This window comes from Paenibacillus sp. sgz302191 (genome assembly GCF_057749925.1).
The window spans coordinates 212568-233593 of sequence record NZ_JBYLHY010000005.1 but is presented as its reverse complement, the minus strand read 5'-3'; the positions used below and the strand labels follow the sequence as shown (position 1 = coordinate 233593).

Annotated in this window: 15 protein-coding genes, 1 pseudogene and 1 riboswitch; of the genes and pseudogenes, 13 read left to right on the top strand and 3 right to left on the bottom strand. The window is 51.8% G+C overall.

From position 1 onward, the window contains the following. The first annotated feature begins 12 nt into the window (after positions 1-12). Positions 13-1404 carry an ABC transporter substrate-binding protein gene (locus AC3G2T_RS09615; protein ID WP_488435284.1) on the top strand — a complete coding sequence of 464 codons (1392 nt, stop codon included), beginning with the start codon at positions 13-15 and terminating at the stop codon, positions 1402-1404. Positions 1405-1465: 61 nt separating this feature from the next. Here the strand turns inward: AC3G2T_RS09615 and AC3G2T_RS09610 are convergent, their stop codons facing one another. Beyond that, positions 1466-2326, bottom strand: a complete 861-nt coding sequence (locus AC3G2T_RS09610; protein WP_488435283.1) for a helix-turn-helix domain-containing protein — start codon at positions 2324-2326, stop codon at positions 1466-1468. 107 nt (positions 2327-2433) lie between these two features. On the opposite strand from AC3G2T_RS09610, the pseudogene AC3G2T_RS09605 reads away from it, so the two are divergent. The 7 genes and pseudogenes from AC3G2T_RS09605 (at position 2434) to AC3G2T_RS09575 (ending at position 13256) form a co-directional block, all read left to right on the top strand. Beyond that, positions 2434-3454, top strand: a pseudogene (locus AC3G2T_RS09605) (glycoside hydrolase family 88 protein). A 729-nt stretch (positions 3455-4183) separates the two neighbouring features. Continuing rightward, on the top strand, positions 4184-4606 hold the full coding sequence (locus AC3G2T_RS09600; RefSeq protein WP_474679974.1) for a MarR family winged helix-turn-helix transcriptional regulator: 423 nt from the start codon (positions 4184-4186) through the stop codon (positions 4604-4606). A 56-nt stretch (positions 4607-4662) separates the two neighbouring features. Continuing rightward, the gene (locus AC3G2T_RS09595; protein ID WP_474679975.1) at positions 4663-5931 is read left to right on the top strand and encodes an MFS transporter; all 1269 of its coding nucleotides are present in this window, start codon (positions 4663-4665) and stop codon (positions 5929-5931) included. A gap of 74 nt (positions 5932-6005) precedes the next feature. Then, positions 6006-6680 (top strand): class D sortase, encoded by a 675-nt coding sequence (locus tag AC3G2T_RS09590; RefSeq protein WP_488435282.1) that lies wholly within the window; start codon positions 6006-6008, stop codon positions 6678-6680. A 56-nt stretch (positions 6681-6736) separates the two neighbouring features. Next, positions 6737-6825, top strand: a riboswitch (cyclic di-GMP riboswitch). A gap of 13 nt (positions 6826-6838) precedes the next feature. After that, complete coding sequence (locus tag AC3G2T_RS09585; RefSeq protein ID WP_488435281.1) at positions 6839-7645, top strand: transglutaminase-like domain-containing protein; 807 nt, start codon at positions 6839-6841, stop codon at positions 7643-7645. Between the two features lie 448 nt (positions 7646-8093). Beyond that, entirely contained in the window at positions 8094-11870 is a 3777-nt protein-coding gene (locus AC3G2T_RS09580) for a collagen binding domain-containing protein (protein WP_488435280.1), read from the top strand. 258 nt (positions 11871-12128) lie between these two features. Further along, positions 12129-13256: a response regulator gene (locus AC3G2T_RS09575; protein WP_488435279.1), complete on the top strand. Its 1128-nt coding sequence runs from the start codon at positions 12129-12131 to the stop codon at positions 13254-13256. A 94-nt stretch (positions 13257-13350) separates the two neighbouring features. Here the strand turns inward: AC3G2T_RS09575 and AC3G2T_RS09570 are convergent, their stop codons facing one another. After that, a complete protein-coding gene (locus AC3G2T_RS09570) occupies positions 13351-16443 on the bottom strand; it encodes an ATP-binding protein (RefSeq protein ID WP_488435278.1) in 3093 nt (1030 codons plus the stop codon). Positions 16444-16544: 101 nt separating this feature from the next. Here AC3G2T_RS09570 and AC3G2T_RS09565 point away from each other — a divergent pair, with 101 nt between their 5' ends. The 4 genes from AC3G2T_RS09565 to AC3G2T_RS09550 all read left to right on the top strand — a co-directional run bounded on the left by AC3G2T_RS09565 (position 16545) and on the right by AC3G2T_RS09550 (position 18840). Then, positions 16545-16925 carry a response regulator gene (locus tag AC3G2T_RS09565; protein WP_474679981.1) on the top strand — a complete coding sequence of 127 codons (381 nt, stop codon included), beginning with the start codon at positions 16545-16547 and terminating at the stop codon, positions 16923-16925. 240 nt (positions 16926-17165) lie between these two features. Then, positions 17166-17483: an MGMT family protein gene (locus AC3G2T_RS09560; RefSeq protein WP_488435277.1), complete on the top strand. Its 318-nt coding sequence runs from the start codon at positions 17166-17168 to the stop codon at positions 17481-17483. 149 nt (positions 17484-17632) lie between these two features. Beyond that, positions 17633-18271 (top strand): FMN-dependent NADH-azoreductase, encoded by a 639-nt coding sequence (locus AC3G2T_RS09555; RefSeq protein WP_488435276.1) that lies wholly within the window; start codon positions 17633-17635, stop codon positions 18269-18271. Positions 18272-18402: 131 nt separating this feature from the next. After that, positions 18403-18840: an RrF2 family transcriptional regulator gene (locus AC3G2T_RS09550; RefSeq protein WP_474679984.1), complete on the top strand. Its 438-nt coding sequence runs from the start codon at positions 18403-18405 to the stop codon at positions 18838-18840. Between the two features lie 111 nt (positions 18841-18951). Here AC3G2T_RS09550 and AC3G2T_RS09545 read toward each other — a convergent pair whose 3' ends face one another. Continuing rightward, entirely contained in the window at positions 18952-19407 is a 456-nt protein-coding gene (locus AC3G2T_RS09545; protein ID WP_488435275.1) for a GNAT family N-acetyltransferase, read from the bottom strand. 153 nt (positions 19408-19560) lie between these two features. Here AC3G2T_RS09545 and AC3G2T_RS09540 point away from each other — a divergent pair, with 153 nt between their 5' ends. After that, positions 19561-20943, top strand: coding sequence for an MFS transporter (locus AC3G2T_RS09540; protein WP_488435274.1), 1383 nt, complete (start codon positions 19561-19563; stop codon positions 20941-20943). Positions 20944-21026 lie beyond the last annotated feature (83 nt).

Here is a 21026-nt window from a genome sequence, read left to right as displayed (position 1 = left end):
GACCGAACATTTATGAACCGCACAAATTGGAAAGCGTCTATCTCAGTTGCAAGCGTCGCAGCGATGCTGCTCGTACAGGGGTGCGGCAGCGCAGCCAAGCCTTCGTCCCCGGACGGGCAGCCGGCATCGGCTGCGGCTTCCGCCTCCCCGGCCGCCCAGGCAAGCAAAGCTCCGGTCACAATCGTTTGGTGGCATTCGATGGGGGGAGAGCTCGGCAAGGCGCTCGATCAAATCGTCAGCGACTATAACGCCTCCCAATCGAAAGTCATCGTGAAAACACAGTTCCAGGGCACCTATGACGAGTCGCTGAACAAATTGAAAGCATCCATGGATTCGAAAAGCGGACCTACGATGGTCATGAGCAACGACGTCAGCACCCGTTTCATGATCGATTCCAAAGCCATTACGCCGATGCAAACTTTTATCGACCGCGACAAGTTCGACACGGCCCAGTTCGAAGAACATATTCTGAACTATTACACGGTCAACAACAAACTGTATTCCATGCCGTTCAACACTTCGAATGCCATTTTGTACTACAATAAAGATTTGTTTAAAGCGGCAGGGCTGGACCCGCAAAAGCCTCCGCAGACGTATGAAGAAGTCATCAAAGCGGCCAAGACGCTTACCTCAGGGGGCGTTACAGGCTTCAGTCTGTATATCGAGCCGTGGTTTATGGAGCAGTCCTTTGCCAAGCAAGGAACGGAATACGTCAACAACAACAACGGACGTACGGCGCCTGCGACCGAATCGTATTTGAATAAAGAAGCGGGCCTTAAAACGATGACCTGGTGGAAGACGATGGCCGACGACAAAATTGCGATCAATTTCGGAAGATCGGGCGATGACGCGAAAAAGGCGTTTTTGGCCGGACAAACGGCCATGATGATGAACTCGACAGGCGCGATGCGCGGAATCGTCGATTCGGCCAAAGGCAAGTTCGAAGTCGGAACCGGCTTTTTACCGGTGCCGGAAGGCGCCTCTACCGAAGGCGGGGTCGTCATTGGCGGGGCGAGCAACTGGATCATGAGCAACAAACCGCAGGAAGAGCAGGACGCAGCATGGAACTTTATCCGATATTTGTCGACGCCTAAAGTGCAAGCCCTGTGGCACGTTAGCAGCGGTTATTTCCCGATCACGAAGAAGGCGTACGATGAGCAAATTGTGAAAGACAATCTTGAGAAATATCCGCAATTCAAAACGGCTGTCGATCAGCTGCACCAGTCCAAATCGAACTTCGCCACCCAGGGAGCCGCCATCGGCGTGTTCCAGGAGCAGCGGCAGTTCGTTGCAAATGCGATCGAGGAAGTGCTGAACGGCAAAAAATCCCCGCAAGAAGCGCTCAATGCAGCAGCGGAAAATAGTACGAAATCGCTGGTCAAGTATAACCAGATGAACAAATAGCAGCATCATAGACAAAGACAGGGCGAAAAAAGCATTCGTCCTGTCTTTGTCGTTTGCGCCACTACCTGTTTCTATATTTGAGCGGGGTCGTTCCGACTACCCGTTTGAACAGCTGAATAAAGTAAGACACATTCGGAATGCCGATGCGTATGCCGATTTCCTCGACCGCCAGGCCCGTCGTCTCCAGCAGCCGGCAAGCTTGTTTCATGCGTCTGGCCGTCAAATAATCCGTAATGCTGCTGCCCGTTTCATGGCGAAACACTCTGGAGATGTAGCTGGTGGACAGATGCGTTTCTTGCGCTAACCGCTCCAGGCTCACCTCCTCTTGGTAATGCGCTTCGATCCAGCGCATGATCGTCTCCGAGTAGCGGGGAGTTCTGCGCGCCGCCTCCTGATTGAATTTCTCTTCCGCGCCGGGGTGCGCCATATCCACCGCATTTAAAATTTGCAGCAGCAGCAAGGTGATGTCTTCGCTGTCGGGCAAGCCCTTCCGGTTATTGCGGTCGTAGGAGCAATAAATCCATTCCATTTGTTCTACGATCGGGGACAGATCGAAGGCATTGTTACGGTCGCTTCCCTGCCACAAAGCCGCGAACAGGGCGCACTTCTTAGGAAAGGGGCGAAGCTGCCGTTCTATAAGATTCGGATCCACATAGAAGATCGAGCGGACATATGGCGTTTGCGGACTGACTACGGCGTGGATGCGGTGGAGCTGAAAAGGCTGAAAAAAGAAAAACATGCCGCGCTTGATATCGTAAGCCTGCCGGTTAAGGACGATGCTGCCCTGCCCTTCGTGTACGAAAACAATTTCGCAGCATTGATGCCAATGGTAATAGCCTTTGAAAACGTGTTCCGACCGTATACGGTAGTCCCAGACGATTTCCTTGCGGTCAAAGACTACTGGCTCGAAAAGCTGATTCATGACCTGGCCCCCAAAATGACAAAATATCAACATTTTCTTACATTGTATCATAACTTTTGGGCGATACGGAGGAGTATAATGGATAAAAATTGCTGGAGTTATTCAAAATGAACACGAATTATTGGCAGGGTATCATGGAAAAGCTCGATCAAAAAATAACCCGGACCATCGCTCAAATGGGCGATAAATGCCCGCATTTTGCCGAAGAAGACGGCAAATTCGACGACATCGGTTCCGATTGGTGGACGACCGGTTTTTGGCCGGGCATCCTGTGGATCATGCATGACATGACCGGCAAGGACATCTACAAGGAAGCCGCCTGGCGATGGGACGGCGAGCTGGAACAATGGTTCGTGAAGCCGACGGAAGAGCTTCATCACGACGTAGGCTTTCAATTTCTGCCGACGGCCGTCATCAAGCATACGCTGACAGGCGATGCCGACGGATTCCGGCGGGGTCATTATCGATTGCATGCTGAACATTTCGCTGCTGTTCTGGGCGCATAAGGCAACCGGCGATCCCCGATACAAGCATATCGCCATCCGGCACGCCGAGACTACTATGCGGCACGGTGTCCGGGAAGACGGATCGACCAAGCACATCCTCTCGTTCGATCCCGAAACCGGCGCCTACATCGAAAATTTCGGCGGCCAGGGCTTGTCGGCGGAATCGTCGTGGAGCCGCGGTACGGCGTGGGGGCTGTACGGTTTTGCCAACACGTACCGGCACACCGGCGACGAGCGGTTCCTCGATACGGCGAAACGGATCGCGCATTATTTTATCGCGGCGCTTCCTGAAGATCATGTGCCGTACTGGGATTTCCGTCTGGAGTCGCTGGAAGGTATGTCGCGGGACAGCTCCGCCGCATCGATCGCCGCATCGGCGCTGCTGGATCTGGCGGACTTCGTGCCTGCGGGGGAGAAGCGGCTCTATGCCGGAGCGGCAGAGCGGATACTGCGTTCGCTGACCGAGAACTATGCGACATGGGATCGGCCCGAGCATGAAGCGATTTTGCTCCACGCCACCGGAAGCGGCACTTCCTTTATCGATGTTTCGCTTATTTATGGCGATTATTACTATGTGGAAGCGATTTCCAAACTGAACGGATGGAAGCACCGCATTTTCTGACGGATGTCCGGCCGGATCCCTCCGGCGGGGCAACCGCAAGCGCCGGAAGCCGCCGAAGCCGGCGCGAGAGTCGGCCAAGCGGCCAGGCGGCCCGCGAAGCGGCAACAAGCCGGGAGCGAGAGCCTGCGCATCTTTGAGCAGTGCTTCGCGCAGAAAACCTGCAAAAAGTGCATCTTTTTGCCCGTGGATGCGTTTGAGGAGCGATATTCCTGCAATTCTTAGGCTGTTGAACACCCCCACGGTAGAGGAGATAGCGATAATCTGCCTGGCTGTACGAAGAAAACCTGCAAAAATACATGAATTTGCGTCCTTGTTCGCTGGCCACGAAGAATTCCTGCAAAAATGCAGGCTTTTCACCAAACATATAGGCTCATACTCACTTTCAGCGAAAATTCCTGCACTTTTGCAGGTTTTTCGCCAAAATAAGCTAATTTCGGAGGGAAAACCTGCACTTTCGCAGGTTTTTTCCCTAGCAAGCTGCTTACTGCCCAGTTGTGCAGTTCCACGACCTACACCGGGAAAGGCGTGCGCCCAGAAAAAGCGGCTGTCCTCCAAATTAGCTACACTTGTGTTTCCCTAGCCCTCATAGAGTGCCGCGACTTTTTCGCGAACGGCGCTTCCATCTTTTTTTGCATTGACAATCGCAGCGGGAAGTTTTATATTCGTTGTACATACAAAATAAAAAACGCGCTGGGAGCTGCGCGCGGTTCGGAAAGGGGCGCCGTTTCAATGGATGAAGGATTTCTGCACAATTGTTTATTTTTCACCACGAACCGTTTAAGCCGTGCCATTACGAGAATGGCCGAAGAAGAATTCGCATCGACCGGACTTAGTCCCATGTACGGATTTTTGATCCGACTCGTCATCGGTACTCCCGGAATTTCCCAAAAAGAATTGGCCGAAAAGCTCTATATAACGCCCTCCACGCTTACAAGATTTATCGACAAGCTGGAAGCCAGACGTTTGGTCGAGCGCAAGGTACAGGGGAAAACCGTGCTCGTATATCCGACAAGCAAGGGAAAAGAGCTGGAAGGCGACATTCGTCAAGCCTCGAAAAATTTGCGCCTCAAATATGAAGCCATTTTGGGTGCGGAAGCTTCGGATCAATTGTCCAAAAACCTTGAAGCGACGAGCGAGCAATTGGAAAAGTAAGCATTTCGATTTTTTTAGTATTTTGGTTGTACAACGAAAAAAGGAGTGACCAGCGAGTGAACCGAAGCGTGGGATCGTCGAAGCTTTATTATGGATGGGTGGTTGTGCTCATCACCTTTGTTACTTTGCTCGTGTCGGCGGGAATCCGCTCCATGCCGAGCATTTTCATGCTTCCGTTCGAAAAAGAGTTCGGCTGGAATCGCGGCAGCATATCCGGAGTCGTATCGATCGGCATATTTTTGTATGGCATCGTAGGCCCTTTTTCGGCGGCTTTGCTGGCAAAGTTCGGCATTCGGAGAATGATGGTAATATCGCTGGCGGTATTGGCCATAAGCCTTTCCATTACGCCGTATATGAAATATTTGTGGCAATTCGAGCTCATTTGGGGATTTGTAGCGGGGCTCGGTACGGGGATGATGGCCAACGTGCTTGGTGTGACGGTCTCCAATCAATGGTTCGCCAAACGGAGAGGGCTTGTCGTCGGAATGCTCACGGCCAGCGCGGCTACAGGCCAACTGCTGTTCCTGCCTTTACTGGCCAAAATAACGGTGGAAGCCGGTTGGAGGTATTCGATTTATACGGCAGTGGCGGTCGTTGTGGCCGTGCTCGTTGTCGTAGCGGTCTGGATGCGGAACCATCCTTACGACGTAGGGGCCGCTGCCTACGGTTCGGAAGAGATCGTCAAACCGGATGCGTTCCAAGGAAGCATTTTTCTTACGCCGCTGCGTACGCTTCGGTCGGCAATGAGCAGCAAAACTTTTTGGCTGCTTGCGGGGACGTTCTTCTTTTGCGGCTTCTCCACAAACGGGCTGATCGGCACGCATCTCATTCCGGCTTGCGGGGATCACGGCATTCCGGAGGTGATGGCCGCAGGGCTGCTGGCTCTGATGGGGCTGTTCGACCTGATCGGCACAACGCTTTCGGGATGGTTGTCGGACCGCTTCGACAGCCGCTGGCTCCTCTTTTGGTATTACGGGCTGCGCGGTCTTTCCCTGCTCTTTTTGCCGTATGCGCTTGATTCAAGTCCGATGTCGCTCTTGATTTTCTCGGTCTTTTACGGGCTTGATTGGATTGCGACGGTCCCTCCGACCGTGAAGTTGGCTTCGAAAGAGTTCGGCAAAGAAAAGGCCGGGATGATTTTTGGCTGGGTAGTCGTCGCTCACCAGTTAGGCGCATCGGCAGCGGCATATGGCGCCGGATTGATGCGGGACTGGATGGGGACTTATACCATTGCCTTCATCGGCGCGGGATTCGTCTGCCTGCTTGCCGCAGTTATGGCCGTGCGGATTTCGAGAGCGGGAAGCGCGGTTCGTCAAGCGATGTGATGGATTTTGCCAGGAGAAAGAGGTATAATGCCCAATAGATATGAAATCGCGCTAAACAAAGGCAGGAAACCCGCATGATAAGAAAAATCGTTTCCCTGGCATGCATCGTCCTCGGCATCATCGTTTTTCTTTACCCGACGGTCAGCGATCGCTATGAGAGCTATCAGCAGCAAAAAATTTTGCGGCAATGGCAGGAAAATTTGCGCCATATCGATGAACCGGCCCCCGAGACGGATGCGGCGGCGGTCAGCGCTCCTTCTTCGGCCGGGACATCCGCAGAGATGCCGCCGGTAATCCCTTTGAGCGCGGAGCCGACAGCGATGCCGGCAGCGATGGAGCTGAAAAATATCGAGGGCGTTTTAATCATCGACAAGATTAATTTGAAGCTGCCGATATTAACGGATGCGACGCCGGTCAATCTGAAGCTGTCCCTTGCGAGCATTGCCCATACAGGCAAAGCGGGCGAAGTGGGGAATTATGCCATTGCCGGCCACAGGAACCTTACTTACGGCAAAAATTTCAATAGGCTGGACGAAGTGGACGTAGGAGATTTGGTCGAAGTGGACACAGGCAGCAAACAGTTCGTGTACAAAGTCGAAAGCAAACAGTACGTTCTCCCGGAGGATGTCTGGGTGTTGAACGGGAACGGCAAAGACAGCGAGATTACGCTGATTACATGCCATCCGATGGAAAACCCGACGCACCGCATCGCAGTCAAAGGAAAATTAATAGAAACTAAGACTAGTTAAACGGACAAGTCTATGATATAATCGCTCTATTAAAAAAATAAGATTTCGGTGCTTTCCACCGATAAAGGCAAATCTAGCGAAAGCTAGAGACGCAAAACTAAAGGGCCTTCCTTAGCAAGCGCTAAGTTGGCAGCCAGTTACCGAAAGGAGAGTTTTTTATGTTCAAAAAAACCTTTGTATCCATGATGGTCGTTGCACTTCTTCTGATCCTTGCACCGAAAGGGACTTACGCAGCTTCCGCTCAAGCGGCAGTAGACAAAAGCCTTCTGAACAAAGGAGTCGTTACAGTCAACTACGCGAATGCGAAAAATACGAAAGCCCTCGTCCGGATTTCCAAAGGGAACGTCAAATTTGATTATAACCTGGCTGAAGGCGCCCAGTATCCTCTGCAATTAGGCAACGGCAGTTACACTGTTCTCGTTGCGGAGTCGACAGGCGGCAACAAATATAAAGTAGTCGCGCAAGAAACGGTCGATTTGAAGATGGACGACGAAAATGCAGTGTTTTTGCAATCCATTCCGCTCATCGATTGGAACAAAGATACCAAAGCGGTTGTGAAGGCCAAGGAACTGACGGCCAAAGCCGAGACGGACAAGGACAAAATTACCGCTATTTATGCCTATATTACGGCAAATATTACATATGATAACGATAAAGCGCAAACCGTCGAGGGCGGTTACATCCCGAATTTGGATGAAATTTATGACGCATCGAAGGGAATTTGCTATGATTATGCATCTACTTTTGCGGCCATGGCAAGAAGCGTAGGCATTCCGACCCGTCTGGTTATGGGTTATTCGGCTGAAGCGCCGGAAACTTATCATGCATGGAATCAAGTTTTCCTGAAAGATACGGGCGAATGGGTTACGATCGATACGACGTACGACTCGGCTCGGGTACAAGGCGGACAAGACACGCCGATGCTGAAAGATGCTGCAAACTATACGATCACCAAAATGTATTAAAAGCGAAGTTCCGCTCCGAGAGCGGGAAATACAATAGATGAAGGAACTTGCATTCGAACCTGAGTGCGGGTTCTTTTTTTGTTGCGGCTGTTTGTTCAGTTTATGTTCAGTATTAAGTTTTAGAATACAAAATGTGACTTGTTTTTTACAGAGAGAAAAAAGAAAAAAGAAAGAAAAGTTAATCCGACCGGGAGGGAGTGAAGCAGGCGCCGGAGGCAGAAGCGGGAAAAGGCTTCAATTCGGCCGACAAAGCGTGAAGCAAAGCAACGGAGTCAATTTCATACTTCAATTCCCTTGATCGGTTTGGATCATGAAGGTCGGAGAAATTTCGCGATCCGGCTATTTCAGTTGCTGCGGACCGGAATATATAGAGAAATAGAGCGCAGCGATTGAAATTATGAAATTGACTTCAGCGAGGTTGAACCGGGAATGGAGGAATTGAAAGACAATGTTGAAGAAAAAAACAAGTGCTCTGCTGATTGCACTTTTGATTTTTATGCAGAGCATTTCCGGAGCGGGCTTTTTAAATCAAGCGAGCGCTGCGACGATTTCAAGCAATATTATCGATAGCGTGTCGTTAGCCGTATACGACAGCGCCGGTCAAGTGGTGACGGGCAACGTGTACGAGCAAGGTTCCAAAGTACAGTTGGATTACACATGGTCGCTCCCCAATGGTCATGGTTACCACAGCGGGGATACATTTACGTTCACGTTACCGCAAGAGTTTCTGCTTTTCAATAATATCGGTCCTAGTCCGCTATTAATAGACAACGAAGAAGTGGGAACGTTTAGCGTGAACAAAGATACTCATGCAGCCGTTATGACCTTTAATAACTACATAGAGACTCATGATAACGTACGAGGCATCCTTGCACTCAACACGCAATTCGATAAGCAAAGAGTTACAGGCAGCACCACGCAAATTATTAAAATTCCGATCAAAAGCGGCGAACAAGTCTTTACGCTGAAATTCAAGCCGAACATCACTTCGACGATCGGGAAAAGCGGCGTGCCGCAAGGCTTTAACGCCAAAAACATCGACTGGACCATCGACGTGAACAAGACGCTCGATTCCGTACAGAACGCGGTTGTAACCGACCCGATTCCTGCGGGGCTCTCGATTCCGGTTACGGTGGCCGTGTACGATCTGGGCGTTAACCTGGATGGCAGTGTTGTCCAGGGAGCACTGATTGACCCTAGCAAGTACACAGTGAACAATACGGGCAATACGCTGACAGTCAACTTCACAGACAACCCGATTGACTCGGCATACCGTATCCAGTTTACGACGCCGGTTACCGATGTTGACGCAACGTCGTTCGTAAACACGGCAACGTTTCAGGGCAGCAACAAAGCTCCGGTTAACGCTTCGGCAACCGTAACTGTACAGCATGGAACCGCATTGGACAAATCGTCGACGGGCTACAGCTCAAGTACGCAGACTATTGACTGGGCAATCAAGTACAATTACAACGAAAAAACGATTGCACAGGCATCGGCCTTCTTGACAGACCTGTTCGACAATACGCAGGATCTTGTGGCGGGCTCCATTCATGTATATCCGGTTACACTGGATTCGACAGGAGCAGAATTGCTGGGCAGCGAAGTGCCTGCCGCTCAGTACGCAGTGACTGCCGCATCCGCTGCAGGCAAAAACGGATTCAAGCTGCAGTTCAACAGCGCGATTAATTCGGCCTATAAAGTTACCTATCAAACGAAGGCTAACGATCGCGTTATCACCGATGCTACAATTACGAACAAGGTGACGTCCGGAGGCGGAGACAGCAAGACGGCTACGCGCGGGATTAACCAGGTAGTTCTTATCAAGAACGTCGGAGCGGCAAACTACCAAGCCAAAACGGTAGCATGGAACATCGCGATTAACGGCGATAACGAGCCGATGAGCGGCGTAGTTGTAACGGATACATTTCCGAATAAAGGGCTTCACCTCGTACCGGGTTCGTTGGTAATCAAGCAGGGAACCGTTACGCTGGCGGAAACAACCGATTACACGCTCGACGGTACTGTAGCATCCGATCAGGGCTTTAAAGTGACTTTCGTCAATCCGCTTTCAGACCCTGTCTCGATCAGCTACGTGACCGAGTTCAACAACGACTGGATCAGTCCGGCCGGAAGCACGACCGATTTCATCAACAATGCGACAATTGACTGGACGGACGCGGATTCAAACACCCATACGAAAACGGTGTCTGCAACTTTTGTTCCAAGGAACGAAGTGAAGAACAACGGGTTCAAGTATGGGACCTACAACGCTTCAACGAAACAGCTAACGTGGACGGTAGGGGTAAACTATAACGGCAAAACGCTGAACGGAGCTGTAGTCGAGGATCTTTTGGAATCGCAGCAGAAGCTGGTTGCGGGTTCTCTTGCCGTCTACAACATGACGATCCCGGCAAACGGCAATGCAGCTCAAGGCACAGTAGTCGACAATACTTACTACAATTATACGGTAGGCAGCGATAACAAGCTGGTCGTTACATTCACGCAAGCCATTTCGGCCCCGTACTTTATTGTTTTTAAAACAACCCTTGAGGGCGAGCTTATCAACAATACAGTGAGCAATACGGCCAAATTGTTTGATGGAACCAACCCTGTGTCCAACAATTTGACGGCCTCCGTCAACATTCCGAAGGGCGGCGAGTACGTCAACAAGAACGGCGTGCAGAACGGAGATAAAATTAATTGGACGATCAACATCAACCGCGGTCAATCTACGGTAGCGGATGCGAAAATCGTCGATACGCCGACCGATAACCAACTGCTGCTGCCGAACACGTTCCATCTGTTTGCAACGACAATTGCTGCGAACGGAGATGTGTCCAAGGGAGCCGAGTTGACCAAGGGCACGGATTATACGCTCAGCATTCTTACAGACAATAACGGCAAGCAAACTTTCGAGTTGAACTTCCTGCACGAGATTAATACGGCTTACATTCTTGAATATCAATCATTGATTGTTGCCAACGATCAGGATACGGTCTCGAATAAAGTCAGCTTTAGCGGCAACAATGTGAGCGTAGTGACCAAAGACACAACCAAAGACATCATAGTCGGTGTCTCAAGCGGATCGGGTACAGGCAGCGGCGTCAGAGGCACGTTAACCGTGAAAAAGGTCGACGCGGCCAATAGCACTGTTGTGCTAAGCGGAGCAACTTTTGACTTGTACCGGATATCCGGTACATCCCGGTCATTGATCAGCACTCTGACAACGGATTCGACAGGTACGGCCGAATTCAAGAAGCTGCTGGCAGGAAGCTACGTTATCAAAGAAACCGCCGCTCCGTCGGGATACGTGCTCGATTCGAGCGACCATCCTGTAACGATCAGTTCGACGGCGGGCTTTACTTTGAACCTAACGAACGCTAAAGTGGCGGGACCGACGCCTACACCAACGGTAACGCCGACGCCGACACCGCCAGTCACGACACCGTCGCCGACACCGACGGCAACGCCAACGACGACACCGTCGCCAACACCGACGGCAACGCCAACGACGACACCGTCGCCGACGCCATCGGCAACGCCAACGACGACACCGTCGCCGACACCATCGGCAACGCCAAGCGCGACGCCGTCGCCGACACCATCATCCGGCGGATCGTCGTCAACGCCGACGCCATCGCCGACACCGTCGGCTTCGCCAAGCGCGAGCCCGTCGCCGACACCGTCGGCTTCGCCGAGCGCGAGTCCGTCGCCGTCAACATCGCCGACGCCAAGCGCGACGCCAGCGCCGTCGACATCTCCGGCGCCAAGCGTAGCACCGTCGCCGTCAGCAACGCCGGCACCTTCGGTGTCACCGGCTCCGACGCCTGCGGGCGATCAAAAAACGACGGACCAGGACACACCGATTGAAGGTGATGTAGACGTGCCGCTCGGAGGCATTCCGTCCATCGGCAAGCCGCCGAAGAACGGTACGTCAACGATAGATCCGGACGGTCATTGGACGTATACTCCGAACCCTGGATATATCGGAAAAGATACGTTGACTATTCTTGTCAAAGACAAGGACGGAAATGAGAAGGAAGTTTTGATCGACATCGACGTTCAGGAAGTTCCGCTCGGCAATTCTCCGAGCAAAGGGAAACCGGGACCGGTAGCGACGCTTCCGAAAACAGGGGAAACGAGCCAACGGTACGTTGAAGCGGCCGGCCTCGTCTTGATCCTTCTTGGGTTCCTCCTGAGAAAAAGATTGCTGAAGAAATAACGCAGCGTAATTTTATCCCAATTAACAGCCTGTCGGAATCGTTCCGGCAGGCTGTTTTTCGCATTTGACCATCGTCAATATGGCTTCAAACTGAAAAGGAATGCTATAATGTAGGAAGATTGCCATATACAGCTTATTTTATAACATCGATTCGGTACGCAATTTGCTGCGGCAAAGTCAGTCTCGACGGCCTTAAGTCATGCTGCGTCGGGCTTTTGTATATACATGGTGTGATGAAACAACAGGACGGTGAAATTTGTGAGAGCTATAGCCATTGACGACGAGCGGCTTGCACTGATTCAACTGGAAAAAATGCTCAAGGAACAAACGGAAATAGAAGCTGTGGACACTTTTCTGGACCCGGAAAAGGCGCTGCGGATGGCGGCGAGATTACAGCCTGACGTAGCTTTTTTGGACATTCACATGCCGGAAATATCAGGGCTGGAGCTGGCGGAAATGCTGCAGAACGCCTGTCCGGATTTGGACATTGTGTTCGTTACGGCTTTTGACGAATATGCTTTGCAGGCTTTTGAATTGAACGCGGTGGACTATGTGATGAAGCCGATGATCAAAAGCGACCGGCTGAAGGCGACCGTCCAGCGTTTGGCGAAGCGCAGGGAACATTTGAAGCCGCTCGTTTCGGTTCCGAAATCTTTTGTGATTCGCTGCTTTCAAACGTTCCAAATCGATCTTTCCGGAGAGAAGCTTAATCCTGTCAAATGGCGCACTGCCAAAGCGCAGGAGGTATTCGCTTACCTGGTTCATCATAGGGGACAATTGGTGCGCAAAAGCGTTCTCAACGAGATGCTATGGCCTAATTTTGACGAGAAGAAAGCGATGGCTCATTTGTATACGACCATTTATCAAATCCGCCAATGTTTAAAAAAGGAAGCGATCGAAATACCGATCCAAACCATCAGCATGGAAGACGCGTATATGATCGAAGCGGAAGCGGTGAGCGTGGATGCCGCCGAATGGGAGCGGAGTCTGGCGGCGCTTGCGCCGATCGAAGCGGGCAATCTCGCCGAGCATCAACGTGTGTTGGACGCCTACCGGGGGGATTATCTGGGAGATTACGATTATTTGTGGGCGGAGAATGAACGGCAGCGCTTGCGCATGCTGTGGCTGAATGAAGCGCAGCAATTGGCGGAGTATTACGTTCATCAGGGCCTGCGGATGGAGGCTATGTCGGTCTATCACCGCATCCAGACACGCCAGCCTTATTACGAGGAGGCTTACCATGCTTTGATGGTGCTCTATGCGGAAATAGGCGACAGGAGCGCGGTGGAGGAGCAGTATCAGAAGTTGTGTACACTGCTTGGGGAAGAGTTGGGAATTGCTCCCCAGGCTTATATTTCCGAGTGGTACGAGCAATGGAAACAGTAATTGCCATAAAAGCACCCGTTGTGCTTGGTATAAAAAGAAAGGGCTGGATGCCTGCACAGGCGTCCAGTCCATTTTGTATGCGGGAAGATCAATATTACGCTTCCGCTTGTTTCGCCGCTTGAAAGGCAACCGTCGTTCCGCGATCGCCGGAGCTTTGGATGTGCAGCCCTTTGCCGTAAATTTGCTTCAACCGCCGGTCTGTATTGCGAAGGCCGATGCCCGATTCGGGGCGGCGATCCAATATCCGCTGCAGCGTTTCCGCGTTGATGCCCACGCCGTTGTCCACGACAGCAATTTCGGCATGATCGCCGCGGTCGGCGATTCGGATGAGCACCGTTCCTCCCCACGAACGATTTAATATGCCGTGCTTTACGGCATTTTCTACCAGAGGCTGGATGGAAAGAGGAGGGATCAGCAGTTCGAGCTGTTCGTCCACTTCCCAAACGATCTGCAGCCGTTCTTCGAAGCGTTCCTTTTCGATAAACAGATAAGAACGGACGAGATTCAGCTCGTGCTCAAGCGGAACAAGCTGCTCGGCATTTTGGAAATCGAAGCTCGCCTGCAAATAGCTGCCGAACGCTTCGAGCACGCCGCGCATTCTGGCCGTATCAATCTCACTGAGCGCGGATATGGCATTGAGCACATTGAACAAAAAGTGCGGTTGAATTTGCGCCTGAAGCCACGCAGCTTCCATGCGGAGCCCTTGCCGGACGGATTGTTTCAATCCGGTCAACGCCCGAACCCGGGCTCGGAGCTCTTTCATATCGACCGGCTTGGTCACATAATCGTTAGCTCCCGCAAGAAACCCGGCTTCGATGTCCTCGGGACGGCTGCGGGCCGTCAGCAGCAGAATAGGAAGCTCGGACATCGAGAAGCGATCGCGTATCGTGCGGGTCAGTTCATACCCCGACATTTGCGGCATCATGACGTCGGCAATGACCAGGTCGCAGCTGCGGGAAGCAAGCAGGGACAGCGCCTCTTTGCCGCTTGAGGCTGCCTGAGTGTTGTAATGCTCATAAGAAAGGGCATTTACCAAAATATTCAAATTAACAGGATCGTCGTCTACGATTAATATTTTCATCCTGTCCCGAGTGCTCCCGGCATCCGCCGCAAAGTTCGCAGCAGGCAAACCGGAAGCCGCTGCCAATTCTTTTGCCTCATAGACGATAGGGGAAACGGTTGCGGTATGCCGCTGCGCCGATGAATCGGCAAGCCGGAGCGACAAAGTGAACGCCGAGCCTTGTCCCGGTGCGGACTTGACCTGCAGCATCCCTCCGTGCAGCTCTGTCAGCTGCTTGGCGATGTTTAGACCGAGACCGATGCCGCCCCCGATCGCGGTTATGCTGGAATCGCCCTGCTCATAGGGCTGAAATATCCGCTGCCGCGTCTCCTCATCCATACCTATGCCCGTATCCGCAATCACAATATGCGCTTTGCCGTCCTGCACGTAAGCTTGAATCGTAACGGTCCCTTCTTGCGTATATTTGACCGCGTTATGCAGCAGGTTGAACAAAATTTGAATGAGCCGGTTTTCATCGGCGGCTACGAGAGGAAATCGTTCCGGGATATGATTGTGCAACCGGATAGGCTTATCTTCGGTCATAAAGCGAAGCATGTCCAGAACGCCCGAAACTACCGGCTGAACCGATAAGCTTTGCATCTGCAGACGGATGCTGTTCTCCTTGAGCCGCGTTAAATCCAGCAAGTCGTTCAGCGTAAATGACATGCGTTTTCCGATCGTAATAAGCAGCTCCAGATTTTTGGCGCTGCCGGGGTCCAGCGGTTTTTTCCCGTTGTCAAGAGTCGCCTGAGCGATATTGAGAATTCCGTGGAGCGGATTGCGCAGTTCGTGCGATGTGTTGGCCAGAAAGTCGTCTTTTTGCTTGTCTGCTTGCTGAAGCTTGCGGGCGAACTCTTCCATTTGAACGGCATTGCGAAAATAACGTTTAAACCAGAACGCGGCAAAAGCGAACATGATAACGAGCAGATCCAAGGGGTAAAAATTCAAACCCGTCCAGAACGAACTTTTGATTACACCCCATATGGAGTTTGTCATCAGAGCGGTCACGCCGAAAAACAAATAAATGGCTTCATTGTCGCCTTTCATCGCAGAGCGCAGCATGAGCACAGGCAGACCCAGAAAAACAGGTAAAATCAAGAAGGAAAACAAACTGTTTACGTGCGACGTGTAGTGCGTGGGGATCAGCAAAATAACCAGGGCGACCGCAGCGCACAGCGCCGAGTACCAATTCATTGCTTTGACCGACGAGTATCTGGGCAGCAGCTCCTTGGTCATCTGCAGGAGGGACACAGCAATTCCGAAAAAAGCCAGATGCAGCAGCCTGGCGCTCCAGTCGTAGTTGAGCGGCACCCATATGAGCAGCATTTTATCGTCGTCAACTAGCACCATAAGAATCGCGCTAACGATGAGCAGCGAAAATGGAAGCAAAATTTTCGGGCGAATGCCGATCAGATAAAGAATAGAAGCGTACACGAGATGCATCAAAAAGATGATGCAATCCATCAACTGCATGCTTTCGGTGAACCGCTGTTTGCCGCTGACCGCTTGTTCCGTTCCGAATTTGACGGAGCGGATAATGCCTCCCTGCTGCTTGTTGTCAAAGTTAGCCGCTTGAATGACGATGTCGATCTGATTCGAATCGGTAGTGAAGAAAGCGGTATACGGGACGTTGCGCCCCTCATACTGCCCGGCATCAGGCGCCGGACGGCCCGATTGCCCGAGAAGTCGGCCGTCCACGAACAGCTCGGACGAAGCCGGAACGTTTTGAACGCGGATGCCGAATTTTTGCCTGCCGTCTCCATCGATCAGAATGCGCAAATGATACGTGCCAAAGCCGAGAGCCGAATCAGGCTTCGGGGACAGGGCCGGCTTCCAATTGCCGGGAACTTGAAGAAAGCTTTTCTCCGCAGCGGACGCCGGCATACTCGCAAAATTGCCTATCAGCCACGTGCCCGGGTAAAACTCCCATTCGCCGTCCAGCGTCAAAAGCCCCTTCGCGTTGAAATCCCAATTTCTTAAATCCAACTGCCCCTGGATGGCGCGGGGGTAAGCGGGCGCAGCGTCGAGCGAGTACCAAACGATGCGGATTCCCGTAATCATCAAGAAAAAAATCGCCGTTAAATAAACTATTTTCGTTTTCGTCATAATACTCTGTAATTTCGACAAAACATACGCTATTCCTTCATCGCGGAACCGCCAATTGTTTAGTAATTGTTCAAATGCCGCAGGTAATATGGAATAGAGCATCAAACAAGGAGGGACATCAAGTGAACGTACTGGTGACGGACGATACAGCGTTTATGCGGATGATGATGTGTTCATTGTTGGAGTCAATGGGTTTTAAGGTTATAGCCGAAGCCGGTAACGGCAAGGAAGCGGTTGAGATGTACAGCAGATTCAGGCCCGATCTGGTGACGATGGATATTACGATGCCGGAAATGGACGGAATAGAAGCGCTGAAGCGAATCAAGAAAATCGATGCCGAAGCGAAAGTCATTATGTGCTCGGCCATGGGGCAGCGTCAAATGGTGCTGGACGCGATTCGCAGCGGCGCAAGCGACTTCGTCGTCAAGCCGATCCAAAAGGATCGGCTGCAAGAGGCGGTCGGCAAGCTGTTTCATTTGCAAACGGCCGACAAGCCGAAATAATGCAGGCCCGCAACTTGAAAAGCGGTTGACTCTTGGGGCAGTTGATCTGCCAGGGGGGTCAGCCGTTTTTGCTGTGTCCGCAACCTTAAGATTGGACACTGCCCGCAAATGAAGTGCGGCTGTCGGCGAACGGTTCGACAGCCCTGGCTGCCCGAAGCGGCCCGGCTTGCCGGGCTTTTCTTGAAATGGAACGCTTTTGGTGAAATAATGGTAGTAATAACCAAAGCGCGAGGGAACGAGATGACTGTTTTCACCGAGAAAGTAATTTCGATTATCAGGGGCATACCGGAAGGCCGGATAATGACATACGGTCAAATCGCGGCGCTGGCGGGCAGCCCGAGAGGTGCAAGGCAGGTCGTGCGGATCCTTCATTCGATGAGCAAAAAATACCGGCTTCCCTGGCATAGAGTCATCAATTCAAAAGGGGAAATAAGCATTTTGGATGATGAATCTTCTCAGCTGCAAGCTTTTCTGTTGCATGCCGAGGGCGTAGAAATAACGAATGGTCGCATCATCAGTCTGGAGCATTATCAGGTTCGCGCGGAGGCGGCGGAATGAATGGCCTACAATCAGCAGTTGAAAATCATGCACGGAACCGATATAATGTGCTTATAGGTATTGCAGTTAATCGTATTGACTGCAACTTTTTTTTAAAAATTACTGTGCTTTGTTAAAGCTCAGTAAAGGTACGACCAAAATTTTTATAATTGGAGGAATTATCAATGGCAAAAGTTTTATTGATTAAAGCAAACGATCGTCCGGCCGAGCAGGCAATCAGCGTACAAATGTACGAAGCATTCGCCAAAGCCTATAAAGAGTCCCATCCGGAGGATGTTGTTACGGAGCTGGACCTTTTCAGCGCCGAACTTCCTTACTACGGCAATGCTGCAATCACTGCGATGTACAAGCAGGGCCAAGGCTGGGAGCTTACTGCCGAAGAGCAAAAACTCGCCGCTACTGTAAACCAGTATCTGGATCAATTCCTGGAAGCCGATAAAATCGCGATTGCTTTCCCTCTGTGGAACTTTACGGTTCCAGCGCCATTAATTACATACATTTCCTACCTTACGCAAGCAGGCAAAACATTCAAATATACCGCTCAAGGTCCGGTCGGCCTGGTGACCGGCAAAAAAGCAGTTTTGCTGCACGCCAGAGGCGGCGTATATTCCAGCGAGCCGATGGCTTCCGTCGAAGCTGCGATGCGCTTTGTTAAAGGCTCGCTCGGACTGTGGGGCGTTCAAACGGAAGACGTTATCATCGAAGGCCATAACCAATTCCAAGATCGTACCGCCGAAATCGTGTCAGCCGGTCTGACCGAAACTGCAAAGCTGGCTGAGCGGTTCTAGTTTCATAAAAGTTGTTCACAAAGCGCCGCAGGCTGTTCGCGGCGCTTGCTTTTTCCTCGAAGTTCGCCGTGTTATAATGAAGCAAACGCTCGCTTTTTGTGAAGTCATAATAGATAAAGGGGTGGCTGACGATGGGTCGGGGTTTATCGATCGGACCTCCTCGTTTCGGGGTCGCTATTCATGCGTTGGTCTGGCTGACTCAAAGCGGAGGGGTATTGTCGAGCTCAAGCATAGCTGGCCAGGTAAATTCACATGCTACATTTTTGCGGCGGGTGCTGCAGACTTTGGTACAGGCGGGGATCGTGGAAGCGAGAGAAGGCCGCGATGGCGGCTACATGCTCGGCAAACCGTCCAACCAAATTACGCTCGCCGATGTTTACGTAGCTGTAAAATCGGAATGTACGGAAGCCGAAGAAAATGTCGACTGCGGCGAAGCCGGCAAACAGCTCGACATCGTGCTTGAAAAAATGTTATCTGAAGCGGAGCGGCACACGATCGAATATCTTCGTCAATTTACGATTGCCGATGTGATGGCACGCGTCGATTTTTTTGCCGACAGCAGCAGTTAGAAGTCTGTCCGGTAAGTTCAGCAGCTCCGCCGGACAGACTCCTAACTGGGGCCCTCACACTTCGCGACAAGAAAACCGCCCCATGGAAGGCGGTCTTGATTCATTATAAATTTAGAACTCTTTTGTCATAAATACGCTATTCGGGTCCTCTATGTAGTCCGCGAACGGCTTGCAATATTGAAACCCGAAGCTTTCATATAGTTTTCTGGCCGGTTCGAAAGCCTCCATCGAGCCCGTTTCCAAGCTTAACCGCCGATAGCCGCGCTGTTTGGCTTCCTCAATGATATGTTCCATGACACGCCTTGCAACGCCTTTCCTCGTATGCGCTGACGCAGTTCGCATGGATTTGATCTCTCCATGCTGACCGTCAAGCTCCTTAAGCGCCCCGCAACCGAGCAATTCGTCTTGTTCCCATGCGCTCCAGAATGTAATTTCCGGTTTTTTCAATTTATCAAGATCTAAGGCGTGTACACTTTCCGGCGGGGAATGAAGCGTCATGCTTTGGAGATGTTCCCTGATTAATGCAATCACTTTATTTCCGGTTAAATCATCCAGTTTAATTTGCAAAAAAATCACTCCCCAAACTCTATTATCAGTAATCCCTAGTATACACTTAATAAGACTCGCGCTCAACGAATCCGACAGCAGGGGTGTTATGGCGCTATAGCGTGCGTAAAAACGGAAGGACTGATACAATGAAATGATAAAAGCAAAAATGAGGTGACGTCTTTGGCGTCCGAACCGACCCGCACAAAAAGAACCGAAATGCTTCTCATTACTGCCGTAGCTCTCGGCACGCTGCTCAATCCGCTCAATACTTCCATGATATCGGTTGCGCTAACCCGGCTGCAGGAAGAATTTCGGCTGAATTTTGCCGACTTGTCGTGGCTGATATCCACTTACTATCTCGCCAGCGCCATCGCCCAGCCCGTCATGGGCAAATGGAGCGATCTGTTCGGCCGCAAGCGGGTGTTCATGCTGGGGCTTCTTCTTGTGACGCTATCGTCCTGCCTGGCTCCGCTTTCGCCGAGCTTTGGTTGGCTTATCGGCTTTCGGATCATCCAGGCTATCGGCAGTTCAGCCTTGTATCCCGCAGGCATGGGGATGATCCGCGATCAAATTACGTCCAATCAGGCCAAGGCGCTGGGCATCTTGTCCGTCTTTTCCAGCACGTCGGCTGCCTTCGGCCCGTCGCTCGGAGGATTCCTCGTCCACTACGGGGATTGGCCGCTCATTTTCCTGTTCAATTTCCCGTTTATTGCGGGCTCTTTCATTCTGGCGTGGAAAATGTTCCCCCGCGATCCGAAACGGACCGGCAGCGCTTCCGATATGGACTGGGCGGGCGTGGCGCTGTTTTCGCTCACGATTTTCATGTGGCTGCTGTTTTTCCTGTCCTTCGAGGAAGGGTTCAGCTTGTGGAAGCTGGCGGTCAGCGCTCTGCTCACGATCTTTTTTTACCGATTCGAACTGGGCAAAAGCCGGCCGTTCATCGATGTCGCTTTTTTGCGGAAAAATCCGAAGGTGACGCTCGTCTATGTGCAGTTTATTTTGACGAACATCGTTTTTTATTCGGTTATGTTCGGCATCCCTTCCTACCTGCAGCAGGTACAGCATATGGATACGCAGCAGACAGGCGTCATCATGCTCTCGATAGCCGGGTTCAGCGTTTTCATCACGCCGCTTGCCGGCCGCTGGATCGACCGGAGCGGCTCGAAGCCTTCGCTGCTGCTCGGCACTTCCGCGGTCGTACTGGGCGGACTGTCGCTGCTTTTGATCAAGGACCAGACGAGCGCGGTCATGACTTTCCTTGCCCTGTCCGTTCTCGGCATCAGCAACGGCTTTAACAATTTGGGCATGCAGATGGCGCTGTATGACTTCGTCTCCAAGGAGGAGACCGGCATCGCCTCAGGGCTTTTCATGACTTCGCGCTTCATTGGTACGATTTTGTCATCGAGCCTGCTCGCCGCGCTGTTCGGCAAAAATATTACGACCGGGCATCTGCACAGCATGGCTTGGGTGTGCGCGGCAATCGGCCTGCTGATGCTGCTGCTGACCTTGCGGATGCCGGGCACAAAGCGGGCTGTGACGGCGAAGCCGGAGTAACGGGCGAAGCCGCCGGCAAAGCAAGATGCGGGCGGCTTTTCGCACCGCGCGCAGCCAGCCGGTGCTACCACATGCGGCGCGCG